The organism is Microlunatus sp. GCM10028923 (assembly GCF_042666975.1).
Taxonomy (GTDB): Bacteria; Actinomycetota; Actinomycetes; order Propionibacteriales; family Propionibacteriaceae; genus Microlunatus.
Genome location: NZ_JBHTFF010000009.1, coordinates 76,708 through 91,463, shown reverse-complemented (window position 1 = coordinate 91,463; position 14,756 = coordinate 76,708). Strand labels below are relative to the sequence as shown.

At 70.6% G+C, this 14,756-nt stretch carries 12 protein-coding genes; 3 read left to right on the top strand and 9 right to left on the bottom strand.

All coding sequences use genetic code 11. The annotated features are described in order from the left end of the window. Positions 1 to 5: 5 nt before the first annotated feature. A complete protein-coding gene (locus ACFQU4_RS22040; protein ID WP_377495959.1) occupies positions 6 to 950 on the top strand; it encodes an Rpn family recombination-promoting nuclease/putative transposase in 945 nt (314 codons plus the stop codon). 182 nt (positions 951 to 1,132) lie between these two features. Here the strand turns inward: ACFQU4_RS22040 and ACFQU4_RS22035 are convergent, their stop codons facing one another. The 5 genes from ACFQU4_RS22035 to gap form a co-directional block, all read right to left on the bottom strand. Beyond that, entirely contained in the window at positions 1,133 to 1,489 is a 357-nt protein-coding gene (locus ACFQU4_RS22035; RefSeq protein WP_377495957.1) for an RNA polymerase-binding protein RbpA, read from the bottom strand. 80 nt (positions 1,490 to 1,569) lie between these two features. Further along, positions 1,570 to 1,815: a preprotein translocase subunit SecG gene (gene secG, locus ACFQU4_RS22030; RefSeq protein WP_377496352.1), complete on the bottom strand. Its 246-nt coding sequence runs from the start codon at positions 1,813 to 1,815 to the stop codon at positions 1,570 to 1,572. A gap of 81 nt (positions 1,816 to 1,896) precedes the next feature. After that, positions 1,897 to 2,685, bottom strand: a complete 789-nt coding sequence (gene tpiA / locus ACFQU4_RS22025; protein WP_377495955.1) for a triose-phosphate isomerase — start codon at positions 2,683 to 2,685, stop codon at positions 1,897 to 1,899. 3 nt (positions 2,686 to 2,688) lie between these two features. After that, positions 2,689 to 3,888 carry a phosphoglycerate kinase gene (locus tag ACFQU4_RS22020; RefSeq protein WP_377495953.1) on the bottom strand — a complete coding sequence of 400 codons (1,200 nt, stop codon included), beginning with the start codon at positions 3,886 to 3,888 and terminating at the stop codon, positions 2,689 to 2,691. A 249-nt stretch (positions 3,889 to 4,137) separates the two neighbouring features. Then, positions 4,138 to 5,142: a type I glyceraldehyde-3-phosphate dehydrogenase gene (gap, locus tag ACFQU4_RS22015; RefSeq protein ID WP_377495951.1), complete on the bottom strand. Its 1,005-nt coding sequence runs from the start codon at positions 5,140 to 5,142 to the stop codon at positions 4,138 to 4,140. Positions 5,143 to 5,498: 356 nt separating this feature from the next. Here gap and ACFQU4_RS22010 point away from each other — a divergent pair, with 356 nt between their 5' ends. Continuing rightward, entirely contained in the window at positions 5,499 to 7,832 is a 2,334-nt protein-coding gene (locus tag ACFQU4_RS22010; RefSeq protein ID WP_377495949.1) for a transglycosylase domain-containing protein, read from the top strand. A gap of 10 nt (positions 7,833 to 7,842) precedes the next feature. Here the strand turns inward: ACFQU4_RS22010 and whiA are convergent, their stop codons facing one another. The 4 genes from whiA to ACFQU4_RS21990 form a co-directional block, all read right to left on the bottom strand. Continuing rightward, entirely contained in the window at positions 7,843 to 8,826 is a 984-nt protein-coding gene (gene whiA / locus ACFQU4_RS22005; RefSeq protein ID WP_377495947.1) for a DNA-binding protein WhiA, read from the bottom strand. A gap of 135 nt (positions 8,827 to 8,961) precedes the next feature. After that, positions 8,962 to 9,924: a uridine diphosphate-N-acetylglucosamine-binding protein YvcK gene (yvcK, locus tag ACFQU4_RS22000; RefSeq protein WP_377495945.1), complete on the bottom strand. Its 963-nt coding sequence runs from the start codon at positions 9,922 to 9,924 to the stop codon at positions 8,962 to 8,964. A 10-nt stretch (positions 9,925 to 9,934) separates the two neighbouring features. Beyond that, the gene (gene rapZ, locus ACFQU4_RS21995) at positions 9,935 to 10,837 is read right to left on the bottom strand and encodes an RNase adapter RapZ (protein ID WP_377496349.1); all 903 of its coding nucleotides are present in this window, start codon (positions 10,835 to 10,837) and stop codon (positions 9,935 to 9,937) included. A 1,228-nt stretch (positions 10,838 to 12,065) separates the two neighbouring features. After that, on the bottom strand, positions 12,066 to 13,604 hold the full coding sequence (locus ACFQU4_RS21990; RefSeq protein WP_377495943.1) for a PucR family transcriptional regulator: 1,539 nt from the start codon (positions 13,602 to 13,604) through the stop codon (positions 12,066 to 12,068). Between the two features lie 67 nt (positions 13,605 to 13,671). Here ACFQU4_RS21990 and ACFQU4_RS21985 point away from each other — a divergent pair, with 67 nt between their 5' ends. Further along, on the top strand, positions 13,672 to 14,754 hold the full coding sequence (locus tag ACFQU4_RS21985) for a DUF917 domain-containing protein (protein ID WP_377495941.1): 1,083 nt from the start codon (positions 13,672 to 13,674) through the stop codon (positions 14,752 to 14,754). Positions 14,755 to 14,756: the final 2 nt, after the last annotated feature.

Sequence of the window (14,756 nt, the reverse complement as noted above, 5' to 3'; positions counted from 1 at the left end):
GCCCCATGTCGCAGCCCAGCCACCATCACGACGCGGTGTTCCGCCGCGTCCTCGGCGAGCCGGCGAACGCGGCCTCCCAGCTCCGCTCGGTGTTTCCCGCCGAGTTGGTCGCACGGCTGGACCTTGATCAACTGACCCGGGTCCCGGCGAGCTTCGTCGATACCGACCTCAGCTGGCGCCACTCGGATCTGTTGTTCTCGGCTCCGTTGGACGGCAGCGAATCCTTCATCTACGTCCTGGTCGAGCACCAGAGCCGCACCGACCCGACCATGCCGTTCCGCATGCTGCAGTACGTCGTGCGGATCTGGGACCGCTATCTCAAGGACCACCACGGAGCCACCCGGCTGCCGCCCGTCCTGCCCCTGGTCGTCCACCACAACCGTCGCCCGTGGACCGGCCCGACCGACCTCGCCGACCTGCTCGACCTCGACGCCGACGCCTGGGACGCGGTGGCGGCCTATCAGCCTCGGTTTCGCTTCCTGCTGGACGATCTGACCCTCATCGACCCGCAGGACCTGCGCGGCCGGCCACTCACTCCGTCCGCCCGGATGGCGCTGCTGCTGCTCAGAATCGCGTCCGGCAACACCCACCTCGCCGACGACCTGCGGCCCTGGGCCGACGACCTCCGCGCGATCCTCGAGACCAGCGGTGGGCTCGAGGACTTCCGGGCGCTGGTGACGTACATTGAGTTAGCGGGCGAGTCACGCCCCGAGGAACTACACGAACTGTTCAGCCAACTTGGACCGACCGCAGAGGAGGCCTACATGACCACTGCCGAGATGCTCCGCGCCGAGGCTCTCGCACACGCTTTGGAAGGGCAGCTCAGCGAAAAGTTCGGCCCGCTCCCACACGCGACCGTCGTGGCCGTCCGGGGCGCATCCCCAGCCCAGCTCGCGACCTGGCTCTCGCGCGTCCTCAAAGCGAAGACGCTCGACGAGGTTCTCCGCTGAGCGTCGGTCGAACGCATGCTGTCTGACCTGTGCGAAGCCGAAGACGACGTCCGCGGGCGCCGTATTCGCGTCGACGGGAGCGAAGTTGATCAAGCTGATCCGCAGTCGATCATGATCATGAAATCCGCAGGCCGTACCGCCTCGCCGCGATCCGCACCGCGGCGAGGCCCTTCAAAGGTTGATCAGTAGATCACTTCGCCGCGAGCGCGGCGGTCCCGCAGGGCTTGCAGCGCCTCGCTGAGGATGTCGTCCGCCTCGGAGTCGGTGCGGCGTTCCTTCACGTACGCGAGGTGCGTCTTGTACGGCTCGATCCGCGGCGGGGGCGGCGGATTGTCGGAGTCCAGGTTGGCCGGCAGGCCACAGCGCGGGCAGTCCCAGGTGTCCGGGATCTGTGCCTCGGCCGCGAAGGCCGGTCTGGTCTCGTGCGCGTTCGCGCAGAAGTACGAAACGTAGAGCCGCGGAGCCGTTTCGCCACGCTCCGCCTCGCCCATCGGGCCGGAGCCGACACGGCTGCCCTTGATGGCGCTCCCACTAGCCACGGTAGAAATCTCCCTCAGATGTCGAGCACAGGAAAGCGATGATCAAGCCGAAACGGAGCGGCAGCGGAGATGATCCGCGCTCAACTCTGCAGCTTGTAGAGCAGACCCAAGGCCACGATGCTGGCCAGCCAAACCGCTGCGATGATGATCGTCAGTCGGTCCAGATTGCGCTCCGCCACGGACGTTCCGCCCATGGACGTCGACATTCCCCCGCCGAACAGGTCTGAGAGACCGCCGCCTCTCCCCTTATGCATGAGGATGAACAGGGCCAGGATCACGCTAGTGATCACCAGGAGGATCGAGAAGACCAACACAGGCACGGTCATCATCGGAACGGGCGCAACAATCACCGAGGTACTCTAACCCAAAGATTGACCGAATCTCACCCCCGACGGGGACGGGATTGGTCAGATCACTGGCAGGGCGTAGAAGCGTGAAATCGCGGCGAATTCTTCGACAACGAGGCTCGCGCCGCCGACCAGACAGCCGTCCACGTCCGGTTGCGCCATGATCGCCGCCACGTTGTTCGCCTTCACCGAGCCGCCGTAGAGCACCCGCACCTGGTCCGCCACCTCGGCGCCGTGCAGCTCGCCGACCCGGGACCGGATCGCGGCGCAGACCTCCTGGGCGTCCTGCGGCGTGGCCACCTCGCCGGTACCGATCGCCCAGACCGGCTCGTACGCGATCACCAGCCCGGCCACCTGCTCGGCGGACAGCCCGTCCAGGGCGCCGTCCAGCTGGGTCACCGTGTAGGCCACGTGCTCGCCGGCCTGACGCACCTCGAGACCCTCGCCGACACAGATGATCGGCGTGATCCCGGCGCCGAGCGCGGCCTTCGACTTGCGGTTGACCACCGCGTCGTCCTCAGCGTGGAACTGGCGCCGCTCGGAGTGCCCGACGGTCACGTACGCGCAGTTGAGCTTGGCCAGCATGGCCGCCGAGATCTCGCCCGTGTACGCCCCGCCGGCGTGCTCGGACACGTCCTGGGCGCCGAAGCCGAGCTTGAGCTTGTCGCCCTCCACCAGCGTCTGCACGGTGCGCAGGTCGGTGAACGGGGGCAGCACGACGACCTCGGACTTATCCGGATCGTGCTTCTTGTCCTCCAGCGTCCAGGCAAGCTTCTGGACCAGGCCGACCGCCTCGACGTGGTTCAGGTTCATCTTCCAGTTGCCGGCCAGCAGGGGCTTGCGTGCCACGGTTCAGTCCTTCTTCTCTTCGAGTACGGCGAGCCCCGGAAGCTCCTTGCCTTCGAGGTATTCCAGCGACGCCCCGCCCCCGGTGGAGATGTGGGAGAAGTCGTCGTCGCTGAACCCGAGATCACGGACGGCAGCGGCCGAGTCGCCACCGCCGACGACGGACAGCCCGTCCACCTCGGTGAGGGCCTGCGCCACGGCCTTGGTGCCGGCGGCGAAGCTCTCCCATTCGGCCACGCCCATCGGGCCGTTCCAGAACACGGTCTTGGCGTCCTTGATCAACTCGGCGAAGGCCTGCCCGGACTCCGGGCCGATGTCCAGCCCGAGTTGATCACTCGGGATCGCGCCGGCCGCGACCACGGTGGGCGGCGCATCCTGCTTGAACTCCGGCGCGATGACGATGTCGGTCGGCAGCACGATCCGCTTGCCGGACTGCTCCGCCTGCTCCAGGTAGCCCTTCACCGTCTCGAGTTGATCTTCCTCGAGCAGGCTCTTGCCCACCTCGAGGCCCTGCGCGGCGAGGAAGGTGAACACCATTCCGCCGCCGATCGCCAGCGTGTCGGCGGTCTTGATCAGGTTGTCGATCACGGCCAGTTTGTCGGAGACCTTGGCGCCGCCGAGCACGACCACGTACGGGCGGGCGGGCTCCTCGGTCAGCCGGCGCAGCACCTCGACCTCGGCGAACACGAGGGTGCCGGCGGCCGCGGGCAGCCGGGCGGCGAGGTCGTACACGGAGGCCTGCTTGCGATGCACCACACCGAAGCCGTCGGAGACGAACACGTCGCCCAGCGCCGCGTACTTGTCGGCCAGCTCGCCGCGGACCGCCTCGTCCTTGGACTCCTCGCCCGGCTCGAACCGGACGTTCTCCAGCATCGCCACGGCGCCGTCGGCGAGGTCGGCGGTGATCTTGGTCGCGGACGGGCCGACGACGTCCTCGGCGAGCGCGACCTCGGTGTCGAGCAGCTCGGCCAGCCGCTTCGCGGCCGGCGCCAGCGAGAACTCCGGCTTGACCTGACCCTTGGGCCGGCCCAGGTGCGCCAGCACGATCACCTTGGCACCGGCCTCGCGCAGCTTGGTCAGCGTCGGCAGCGAGGCCCGGATCCGCCCGTCGTCGGTGATCTGGTCACCGTCCAGCGGAACGTTCAGGTCGCACCGGACCAGGACCCGCTTCCCGCGCAGGTCCCCAAGATCATCAACGCTCTTCACCAGTTGTCCTTTCCTCGCCGGACGTCAGCGCCGCAGGCGTTTCGCGGCAGGTCGCAGCGGTTGTGACGGCTCGTTCGCGCTCCGGCCGGAGTCGGCGGCGCGGTTCAGGATCACCGTAGCGGCACGGAATCCGTGGCTGGCGGCGACCCGGCGGACGGCCGGTGCCCGGCGATCAGAGGGCACCGGCAGTCCGCGAAGTGTTCACCCAGCCGTCCCTCCGGCGGGCGGAGGGACAGCTCGGTGGGTCGGTCAGAGGCTCTTGCCGACGATGCCGACCAGGTCGACCAGCCGGTTGGAGTAGCCCCACTCGTTGTCGTACCAGCCGACGACCTTGACCTGGTTGCCGATCACCTTGGTCAGGCCGGAGTCGAAGATGCAGGAGGCCGGGTCGGTGACGATGTCGCTGGAGACGATCTCGTCCTCGGTGTAACGCAGGTAGCCCTTCATGGCGCCCTCCGCGGCAGCCTTCACCGCAGCGTTGACCTCCTCGACGGTGGTCTCCCGGCCGGCCTCGAAGGTGAGGTCGGTGGCCGAGCCGGTCGGCACCGGGACGCGCAGCGCGTAGCCGTCCAGCTTGCCCTTCAGCTCCGGCAGCACCAGGCCGATCGCCTTCGCGGCGCCGGTCGAGGTGGGCACCACGTTGAGCGCGGCGGCCCGGGCCCGGCGCAGGTCCTTGTGCGGACCGTCCTGCAAGTTCTGGTCCTGCGTGTAGGCGTGCACGGTCGTCATCAGGCCCTTGACGATGCCGAACTCGTCGTTCAGCACCTTGGCCATCGGCGCCAGGCAGTTCGTGGTGCAGGACGCGTTGGAGATGATGTTGTGCTTGGCCGGGTCGTAGGCGTCGTCGTTCACGCCGAGCACCACGGTCAGGTCCTCGTTCTTCGCCGGAGCGGAGATGATCACCTTCTTGGCGCCGCCGTCGATGTGCGCCTTCGCCTTGGTGGCGTCGGTGAAGATGCCGGTGGACTCGACCACCACGTCGGCGCCCAGGTCGCCCCACGGCAGCGCAGCCGGGTCCCGCTCCTCGAACACCTTGAACGCCTTGCCGTCGACCGAGATGTCGGTGTCGGTCGCGACGACGTCACCGGGCAGCCGGCCCAGGATCGAGTCGTACTTCAGCAGGTGCGCAAGACTTGCGTTGTCGGTGAGGTCGTTGACGGCCACAATCTCGAGGTCGGCGCCGGCAGCCAGCGCCGCACGGAAGAAGTTGCGGCCGATTCGGCCGAAGCCGTTGATGCCAACACGTACCGTCATGCTTGATTCCACTCCTCGTACAAGATGAGCTCTGTCGGGTGATTCCCCCGCCACGGCCACACTAACGAACCGTCGCCGAGCGATTGCGGACCGGAACTGGCTGTGGTACGTGCATTAGACCACCACCCCGCTGGTCTGTCATCGGCGCGGTCGGACGAGGGAGCGCGTCGAGTCTTCCGCGACCGGCCCGGCACCGCAACCTGGCCGCCTGGCGCGCCCCGAACGGCAGTACGGAATTCCGCAAACCGCGTGAGTTCTCGAATACATTTCAACGAAGAATCGACGGCCCGAGTTCCGCAGAGAACCTGTGTGATCGGCGCCTGGAATTCACAGCCTGCGCGATTACTCTGCACAGAATGCTCCGGTCCGCCCGGCGCGTCGTCCGCGTCATTTCCTCGGCTGTCCTCTTCGTCGCCGTCAGTGCCCTCGCCGGGCTGCTGGTGGCCGCCCTGGTGGCGCCGTTCGCGGGCGGCCTCGGACTCGGCGCGCGAGCGGCGTCGGACCAGTTGGAGAACCTGCCCGCGGACTTCGAGGTGCCGGCCCAGTCGGAGCGAACGACGATCCTCGACGTCAACGGCGATGTCCTCGCCTACTTCTACGCCGAGAACCGGATTTACAAGCCCCTGCAGGAGATCGCGCCGGTGATGACGCGCGCGCTGCTGGCCATCGAAGATCATCGGTACTTCGAGCACGGCCCGCTGGACCCGATCGGGACGCTGCGCGCCTTCCTCACCAACCAGGTGTCCGGCGGGGTCACCCAGGGCGGGTCCAGCATCACCCAGCAGTACGTGAAGATGGTGCTGATCGACGAGGCGAAGCGGCGCGGTGACGAGGCCGCCGTCCGGTCCGCGCAAGAGAGCACGTACGAACGGAAAATCCAGGAATTACGTTATGCCATCGCCCTGGAACAGGAATGGTCCAAGGACCAGATTCTGGAGCGCTATCTGAATATCGCCTATTTCGGTGACGGCGCGTACGGAGTCGAAGCGGCGGCGAAACACTATTTCGACACCACGGCCGCGAAACTGACCCTGGCCCAGGCGGCGATGCTGGCCGGCCTGGTGCAGAATCCGACCCAGATCAACCCGGTGGTCAACGAGGGCGCGGCGCTGGAACGCCGCGACGTGGTGCTGAACCGGATGGCCGAGCTGTCCGCGGTCGGGCCGGCCGAGGTGGCCGCGGCCAAGAAGACCGGGTTCGACGCCGACCTGGTCCGGAACACCCGGAACGGCTGCGTCGGCACCGACTACCCGTTCCTCTGCGACTACGTGTACGACGCGCTGAGGCAGACGCCGAGCCTCGGCGCGACACCCGAGGACCGGGAGAACCTGATCAAACGCGGCGGCCTGACGGTGCGGACGGCCATCGATCCGGAGACCCAGGACATCGCCCAGCAGGCGGTCAGCGACGTGGTCGGCCCGACCGACCCGGTGATCGCGACCATGAACATGATCCAGCCTGGCACCGGCCTGATCGTCGCGATGGCGCAGAGCCGGCCGGAGATGGGTGACGACGCCGAGCAGGGCGAGACCTACTGGAACTACGCGATCGGCGAGCAGGGCGGCTTCCAGGCGGGCTCGACGTTCAAGGCGATCACCTCCGCGGCCGCGCTGGAGAAGGGCATTCCGCTGAGCAAGCGGTACGACGCGCGGGCCACGATGGACTTCTCCGGCGAGACGTTCGAGACCTGCGACGGGCAGGGCAAGGTGTACGGCGACTGGAAGGTGTCCAACTCCACCGGCACCAACGGCGAGATGGACATGTACCGCGCAGCGCAGCGTTCGGTGAACACCTACTACGTCCAGCTGGAACTGGACACCGGCATGTGCCGGGTGGTCGAGATGGCCGAGAAGCTCGGCATCGTCAGCACCACCGAAGGCCAGCCGCTGTCCTCCTACCAGGACAAGCCGTCGTTCACCCTCGGCACGGTGGAGATCAGCCCGCTGTCGCTGGCGGAGGCGTACGCGACGTTCGCCTCCGGCGGGATCCACTGCGACCCGATCATCATCGAGTCGATCACGAGGCCGGACGGCAGCAGCCTCGCCGTACCGTCCGGGAACTGCCGACGGGTGATCAGCGAGGACGTCGCGAACGCGATGAACGACCTGCTGGCCAGCGTGATGACAGCCGGCACCGGGCAACGGGTCGCCACCGACGACGGCCGGCCGCAGGCCGGGAAGACCGGCACCACCAGCGGCAACCAGGCCGTCTCGTTCGCCGGCTACACGCCCGAGATCGCCGGCGCGGCGATGATCTCCGTCGACGTCACCCGGGAGCCGTTCCGGCGCGGCGGCGACGACTTCCGGTCCGGCGGCGTCAAGGGCTACCGGGTGCCGTCGACCGGCTACGTGCTGGAGGGTTCCGGCAGCGGCGACGCCGGCCAGGAGATCTGGAAACCGGCGATGGAGGAATACCTCGAGGGGAAGCCGGAGACCCGGTTCACCGCGCCGCCGCGGGACCTGACCGACGGCCGGCAGGTCGAACTGCCCGCGCTGTCCGGGCTGAGCCCGGCGGACGCCACGGAGCGGCTCGAGGAGGCCGGCTTCACCGTGCTGCGGAGCACCGAACCGAGCCGTACGGTGCCGGCCCGCGAGTTCATCAGGTTCTCCCCGGACCGCGGCCGGGTGCCCGAGTTCAGCACCATCCGGGCCGTCTACTCCTCCGGTCCGGACCCGGCACCACCCCGCTGACCGCGGGGAATCAGTCCGCGTCGAGCAGTTCCGGGCTGATGCTCGACTCCGTGTCCGGTACGCCGAGCTCCGCGGCCCGCTTGTCCGCAGTGGCGAGCAGCCGCCGGATCCGGCCGGCGACGGCGTCCTTGGTCAGCGGCGGTTCGTGCAGCTGGCCCAGTTCCTCCAGGCTCGCCTGCTTGTTCTCGATCCGCAGCACGCCGGCCGCCTTCAGATGATCAGGTACGTCGTCGCCGAGGATCTCCAGCGCCCGCTCCACCCTGGCGCCGGCCGCCACCGCGGCCCGGGCCGACCGGCGCAGGTTCGCGTCGTCGAAGTTGGCCAGCCGGTTCGCGGAGGCCCGGACCTCGCGCCGCATCCGCCGGTCCTCCCAGGCCAGCACCGACTCGTGGGCGCCGATCCGGGTCAGCAGGGCGCCGATCGCGTCGCCGTCGCGGATCACCACCCGGTCCACGTTGCGTACCTCACGAGCCTTGGACGAGATGCCCAGCCGGCGCGCCGCACCGACCAGGGCGAGCGCCGCCTCCGGTCCCGGGCAGGTCACCTCGAGCGCCATCGAACGGCCCGGCTCGGTCAGCGAACCGTGGGCCAGGAACGCCCCGCGCCAGGCCGCCGCGCACTCGTCCGCGCCGCCGCCGACCACCTGGGCCGGCAGCCCGCGGGCCGGCCGTCCGTGCGAGTCGATCAGTCCGGTCTGTCGCGCCAGCGCGTCGCCGTGCTTGATCACCCGGACCACGTACCGGGTCCCGCGCCGGATGCCGGAGCCGTTGACGATCACCAGGTCACTGGGGTGCCCGAACACCTCGGCGATGTCGGTCCGCAGCCGCCGCGCCGCAGCGCCGGTATCCAGTTCCGCCTCGATGACGATCCGGCCACTGACGATGTGCAGACCGCCCGCGAACCGCAGCATCGCGGCGACCTCTGCCTTCCGACAGCTTGGCTTGGTGACCTTGATCGTCGCCAGTTCCGCCTTCACCTGAGCTGTCATGGCCATTGGTGCATGATGCCAGATCGGATCGGCAAGGGGGACGACCCCCTTGAACCCCCGCTCCGCTCCGCGAACGGACAGGCGCTGAGTTTCGACACGACGGGGCCGAGGTCCACCCCCTGGTCATCGTGATCTTGAACCTCAGCCGGGGATGCCCATGATCTCCGCGTACGCCGACGCGAGGCGGAGCGGATCGTGCCGGGGCGTGCCGTCCCGGGCGGCCAGGTCGGCCACCACCAGCTCGGCGCCGAGCGAGCTCGCGTACGCACTCAGATGGGGATCGTCGGCGGCGAAGGTCTTGTCGGCGAGCACTACGTCGAGCCGCAGGCACGGCGCGTGTTCGGCCATCAGCTCCAGGTGCCGGGCGGCGCTGAAGCCGTCGGTCTCACCGTCGTAGCCGATGTTGAGGGTGAGCAGCCGCCGGGCCTTCGTGGCCAGGATCGCGTCGGCCAGCTCCGGCACCAGCAGGTGCGGGATCACTGAGGTGAACCAGGAACCCGGTCCGAGCACCACCCAGTCCGCCGCCTCGACCACCGCGACCGACTCGGGGCAGGCCGGCGGGTCGCTCGGGGTGAGCCGGACCGCGGACACCTGGCCGGTCGTCGTCGCCACCGCAGCCTGCCCGCGGACCAGCCCGGTCTCGTCCGGGTGGGCGGGGTCGAGCCCGATCACGTCCGCCTCGATCTCCAGCGGTACGGCGGCCATCGGCAGCACCCGACCCTTCGCGCCGAGCAGCCGGGCCACCAGGTCGAGCCCGGCGACCGGGTCCCCGAGCCGGGCCCACACGCCGGCGATCAGCAGGTTGCCGATCGCGTGGCCGTTCAGTTCGCCGTCGGACGCGAACCGGTACTGCAGCACCTCGGCCCAGGTCCGGCCGGACTCGTCGTCGCCGCACAGCGCCGCCAGTGCCATCCGCAGATCGCCCGGCGGCAGGCAGTCCAACTCCGCCCGCAGCCGGCCCGACGAACCGCCGTCGTCGGCGACCGTGACCACCGCGGCCAGCTTGTCGGTGACCCGGCGCAACGCGCTCAGCGACGCCGACAGCCCGTGGCCGCCGCCGAACGCGACCACCGACGGCAAGGTCGGCAGGCCGGAGCCCGTCACGCCAGCTCCATCACTCGTGTCCCACATCCCGGTGCAACACCTTGGTCGGCAATCCGAGTTCGCGCAACCGGCGCGCGAACTCCTCGGTCATCGCGGTGCTGCGGTGCTTGCCGCCGGTGCAGCCGATCGCGATGGTGGCGAACCGCTTGCCCTCCCGGATGTAGCCGGCCGCCATGATCTGCAGCAGCTCCTGCAGCTTGTCCAGGAACGCGTTCGCGCCCTCGGCGCCGAGCACGTAGTCGCTGACCTCGGAATCCAGCCCGGTCATCGGCCGCAGCTCCGGCACCCAGTGCGGGTTCGGCAGGAACCGGACGTCGACCACGAGGTCCGCGTCGACCGGGATGCCGTACTTGAAGCCGAACGAGACCAGGGTGACCCGGAGCTGCTCCGTCGTCTCCCCCGCGTACGCGTGCGCGACCCGGGAACTGAGCTGGTGCACGTTGATCGCCGAGGTGTCGATCACCAGGTCGGCGGCCGCGCGGACCGTCGCCAGCAGCTGCCGCTCCCGGTGGATGCCGTCCAGCAGCCGGCCGTCGCCCTGCAGCGGGTGCGGCCGCCGGGCCGACTCCTGCCGCCGCACGATGACGTCGTCGGACGCCTCGAGATAGAGGATCTCCGGCAGCAGTCCGCGCGCGGTCAGCTCGCTGAACATGGCCGACAACTGCTCGAAGAACGATCGGGTACGGACGTCGAGCACCACCGCCAACCGGCGGATCCCGGCGCCGCTGGCCAGCGAGCACACCTCGGGCAGCACGCTCGGCGGCAGGTTGTCGATCACGTACCAGCCGAGGTCTTCGAGCGCGTTCGCCGCGGTCGTCCGGCCCGCGCCGGACATGCCGGTGACGACGACGACCCGCAGGTCAGGGGTGGCCGGCTCGGCGGCGGGGTCAAGGTCCTCGGGCGCGGCCGTGATCGGCTGGCTGGAGTTCACCGGCCCCATTATGGCGGTCACCGGTGACGACCGGACCAAGGCGGGCCACGCCACCCCGATCCGACCGAAACCGCGACCGTTCCTCCCGTCCGCGACCGGTGCAACAGTCGCGGCTGCGTACGACGGTCGCGGCTGAGGACGGGCGGCGCGAAAGGGAGCGGCGAGGAGAGAAGGGCGCGGTGGAGAAGGGCCGAGGAAGTCCGCGCGAGGGGCACGGTGCGGCAGCGGTGGCGCGGCGGCGGTGGCGCGGTGCGGCGGCGGTGGCGCGGTGCGGCGGCGGTGGCGCGGCGGCGGTGGCGCGGCGGCGGTGGCGCGGCGCGGCGGCGGTGGCGCGGTGCGGCGGCCGCGGGCAGCGCGGAGCGGCGGCGTGGAACCAGGAAAGCGAGCCGCCGGCAGCACGGAGCGGCAGGCGCGGAACGAGGAAAGCGCAGGTGCGGCCTCCGGACACGGAGCCGCCGCGGCGCCGGTCGGGCTGGCGACGGGTGAAGCCACTGGTCCAGGCGGAGTAGGTCACGCGGGGCAACACCCCCGACCTGATCGACCCGGCCCGCGCAAAGTCGGCGCGGCGACGACCGGACCGTCGCGCGCCACGCCGCCCCGATTCGGGCGAACCTGCGACCGTTCCTCCCGTCCGCGACCGGTGCAACAGTCGCGGACGCGTGCACCGGTCGCGGCTGCGAGAGGGCGAGACTCCGCCGCGAGAAGAGAATGGCGAGCGGAGGCGGAGGAGTCGGCGCGGCGCGGCTGCGGAGGCGCGAGAGCGGAAGCGAAGAGGGCGGCAGGGGCTGGCGGCGAGGCCGGGCTGCGAAGGCACGGCGCGAAAGCAGTGCGGCACGATGCGGTCGGCGCAGCCCGGAGCTGCGAAGGCGTCGCGCGAAAGCGAAGAGGGCCGGCAGGGTGCGGCCGGCGCGGAGGGCTGCGGCCGGGCAGAGTTGCGCCGGGGAAGCGCCGTTGAGTCGGCAGGCGGGAAGGGCGAGGTCGGCAACCTTCGCATTCGACCGCCGCCGTAGATCTTGCGGTCGCCGCCCTAGCCGCAACATCGAGTGGACGCTTTGACCGCGATCGCGCGGCGGATCGAGGCTTTTGCGTCCACTCGGTGCAGGCGGGCGCAGACGCTTCGTGATCCGACCGCAAGATCTTCGGCCGAACGGCCGGGCCGCTTCGGCTTGGCGATCTCAGCCGTCGACGGTCGCGCGCGCTCCCAACCGCGTCACTGGCCACCGAGGCGGGCGAGCCGGAGGCGGCAGGCCAGGTGGACGGCGAACCGTTGGTCCGGGTCGGTCAGGTCGAGGCCGAGGGTGTCGTTGATCCAGCGCAGCCGGTAGGCGACTGCGTTCGGGTGCAGGTGCAGCGCGGCGGCGGCCCGGGTCGGCGAGCCCTGCGCGTCCAGGTAGGCCTGCAGGGTCTCGACCGCGATCCTGGCCCGGTCGCCCGGCAGCCCGTCGAGCGGCGCCAGCAGGTCCGCCAGCAGGCCGCCGCTGAGCGGCGCGGCGCTGAGGTCGGCGAGTACCCGGCGCAGGCCGACCCGGTCGGTGTCGGCGAGCGCGCCGATCTCGCCGGCCTGGACCGCCCGTTCGGCCGACATCCGGGCCTCGGCGACCGTGCGGCGCAGGCCCTCGGCGCCGGTGGCCGCGCCGCCCAGGCCGCCGGTGATCGACAGGCCGTCGACCGACAGCCGGTCGACCAGCCGGTGCAGGGCCGAGCGGGCCAGTCGGTAGAGCCGGGCGTCGCCGGCCGGGCGGGTGCACACGACGGCGATGCCGCCGGACAGCAGGGTGGCGTGCCAGGCCGCCGAGCCCTGCCGGGAGAGCTCGGCCTCGACCCGCTCCAGCAGCCGCCAGAGCCGGCGCTGGGCGGCGACCCGGCCGGCGCCGGACCGGTCGGTGATCTTGAGCCAGCCGCCCAGGTGGGTCTGGTGGATCGGCAGCCCGGTGCCCTCCGCCTCCACGGCGACGTCGGCGACCTGGCTGCGGTCGGCCAGCAGCAATTGCAAGATCAACTGCGATCTGATCCGCATCGGCGCCCGATCCCGGTCCACCTGATCATCGAGCAGCCGGCCGAGCGCCAGGGCGAGCACCGGCAGGACCAGTTCGATCGCGGCGTCGGTACGGTCCGCCACCAGCAGCATCGGCCGCAGCCCCGGCACCGGAGCCAGCAGCCGGCCATGATCATCTTCCACATCGTGATCTTGGTCATCGACACCGGAACGATCATGGTCCTCGGGTACGAGCTCGATCCCGCACTCGAGCAGGTCGGCGACCCGGAGCACCAGCGCCTCGGGGTCCTGCGCCGGGTCAGTGGCGGCCAGGATTGCCTGCCGGATCTGGCCGGAGCGTTCCGCGTCCGGCTGCCGGAAGGTCCGGTCCAGCCGGAGCACCAGCTGCCAGGCCGACTCGATCGCGGTCACGCAGGCGAGCACCGGCAGGCCGGCCCGCTCGGCCAGGTGACCGGCCGACGTCGCCAGGGACCGCGGCCGCGGGAAGACCAGGGCCGAGACCGGAGCGGCCGCGGCGTGCCGGAGGGCCACGTCGACCTGGTAGCCGGTGAGCTTGGCGTCCCACTCCTCGGTGATCACCGCGAGCGCGCCGGGGCCGGCCGCGTCCAGGTCGGGCAGACCGCCGGCCGGGATCACGCCGGTCACCCGACGGCCGGAGTGGGGCCGCGGCCCGGCCAGCAGCCGCAGCTCGAGTCGCGGGTCGCTGAGCACGGCGGCCAGCCCCGCGACGTACCCGCCTTGGTGGTTCACCACAATCCGAGCCTAACTTCTGTGCCGGTCGGACATTGCTCGCCGACGACGGCGCCGGAATAGTCGTGCCATGGATTCAGCCAACGACCGGATCGGCCGGGAGCAGCTTCCCGACCTGGCGCTCGGCACCGCCATCCTCGGCACCGGCGGTGGCGGCGCGGTCACCGGAGCCGTCGCGGTGGCCACGGCCGCGCTCGACGCCGCCGGCCCGGTCCCCCTGCTGCCGGTCGACGAGCTCGGTGACGACGACGTGATCGCGGCGATGGCGATGATCGGCGCGCCGACCGTCGGCCAGGAGATGCTCGGCAGCGCCGACCAGTCGGTCCGGGTGATCGAGGAGCTGACCGCAGCCATTGGGCACCCTCCGCGGGCGATCATGGCGTCCGAGATCGGCGGCAGCAACGGGGTCTCGCCGGTCGCCTGGGCGGCCCGCGGCGGGCTCCCGCTGCTCGACGCGGACCTGATGGGCCGCGCCTTTCCCGAGGGCCAGATGACCTCGACCACGATCGTCGGTCAGCCGCAGGGATTGGTGATCATGGTCGATGCGCTGGGCAACGTGGCCCGGCTGCGGCCGATCGACGCGCACTGGTCGGAGCGGCACGTCCGCGCGCTCTGCGTCGCGAGCGGGGCCAGCACCATGGCCGGCGGCCACATCATGCCGGGCCGGGAGGCCCGCCGCAGCGTGATCGCCGGCAGCGTCAGCCGCGCGATCGCGATCGGCCACGCGGTCCGGACCGCGCCGGACCCGCTGGAGGGGTTGTGCCGGGTGCTGGACGCCACCGCTCTGGTCGAGGGCAAGATCATCGAGGTTGACCGGCAGACCAGCGGCGGCTTCGCCCGGGGCAATCTGATCATCGCCGGCACCGGCCCGGACAAGGGCCGGATGGTCCGGATCGAGTTCCAGAACGAGAACCTGATCGCGCTCGAGGACGGCGCCGTGCTGGCCAGCGTGCCGGATCTGATCACGGTGGTGGACACCCAGTCCGCGGCGGCGATCTTCACCGAGGACCTCGCGTACGGGCAGCGGGTGACGGCACTCGCCTGGCCCAGCGACCCGATCTGGCGCACCGAACGCGGCATGGAACTGGCCGGCCCGCGCGCCTTCGGGTACGACCTCGACCACGTCGCCATCGAAGCAGCCCGGGAGTTGTGATC

Excerpts from the sequence above, each read along its gene's own strand:
- ACFQU4_RS22040 (WP_377495959.1), top strand. The coding sequence starts at position 6 with ATGTCGCAGCCCAGCCACCATCACGACGCGGTGTTCCGCCGCGTCCTC.
- secG (WP_377496352.1), bottom strand. The coding sequence starts at position 1,815 with ATGACCGTGCCTGTGTTGGTCTTCTCGATCCTCCTGGTGATCACTAGC.
- gap (WP_377495951.1), bottom strand. The coding sequence starts at position 5,142 with ATGACGGTACGTGTTGGCATCAACGGCTTCGGCCGAATCGGCCGCAAC.
- ACFQU4_RS22010 (WP_377495949.1), top strand. The coding sequence starts at position 5,499 with ATGCTCCGGTCCGCCCGGCGCGTCGTCCGCGTCATTTCCTCGGCTGTC.
- whiA (WP_377495947.1), bottom strand. The coding sequence starts at position 8,826 with ATGGCCATGACAGCTCAGGTGAAGGCGGAACTGGCGACGATCAAGGTC.
- ACFQU4_RS21985 (WP_377495941.1), top strand. The coding sequence starts at position 13,672 with ATGGATTCAGCCAACGACCGGATCGGCCGGGAGCAGCTTCCCGACCTG.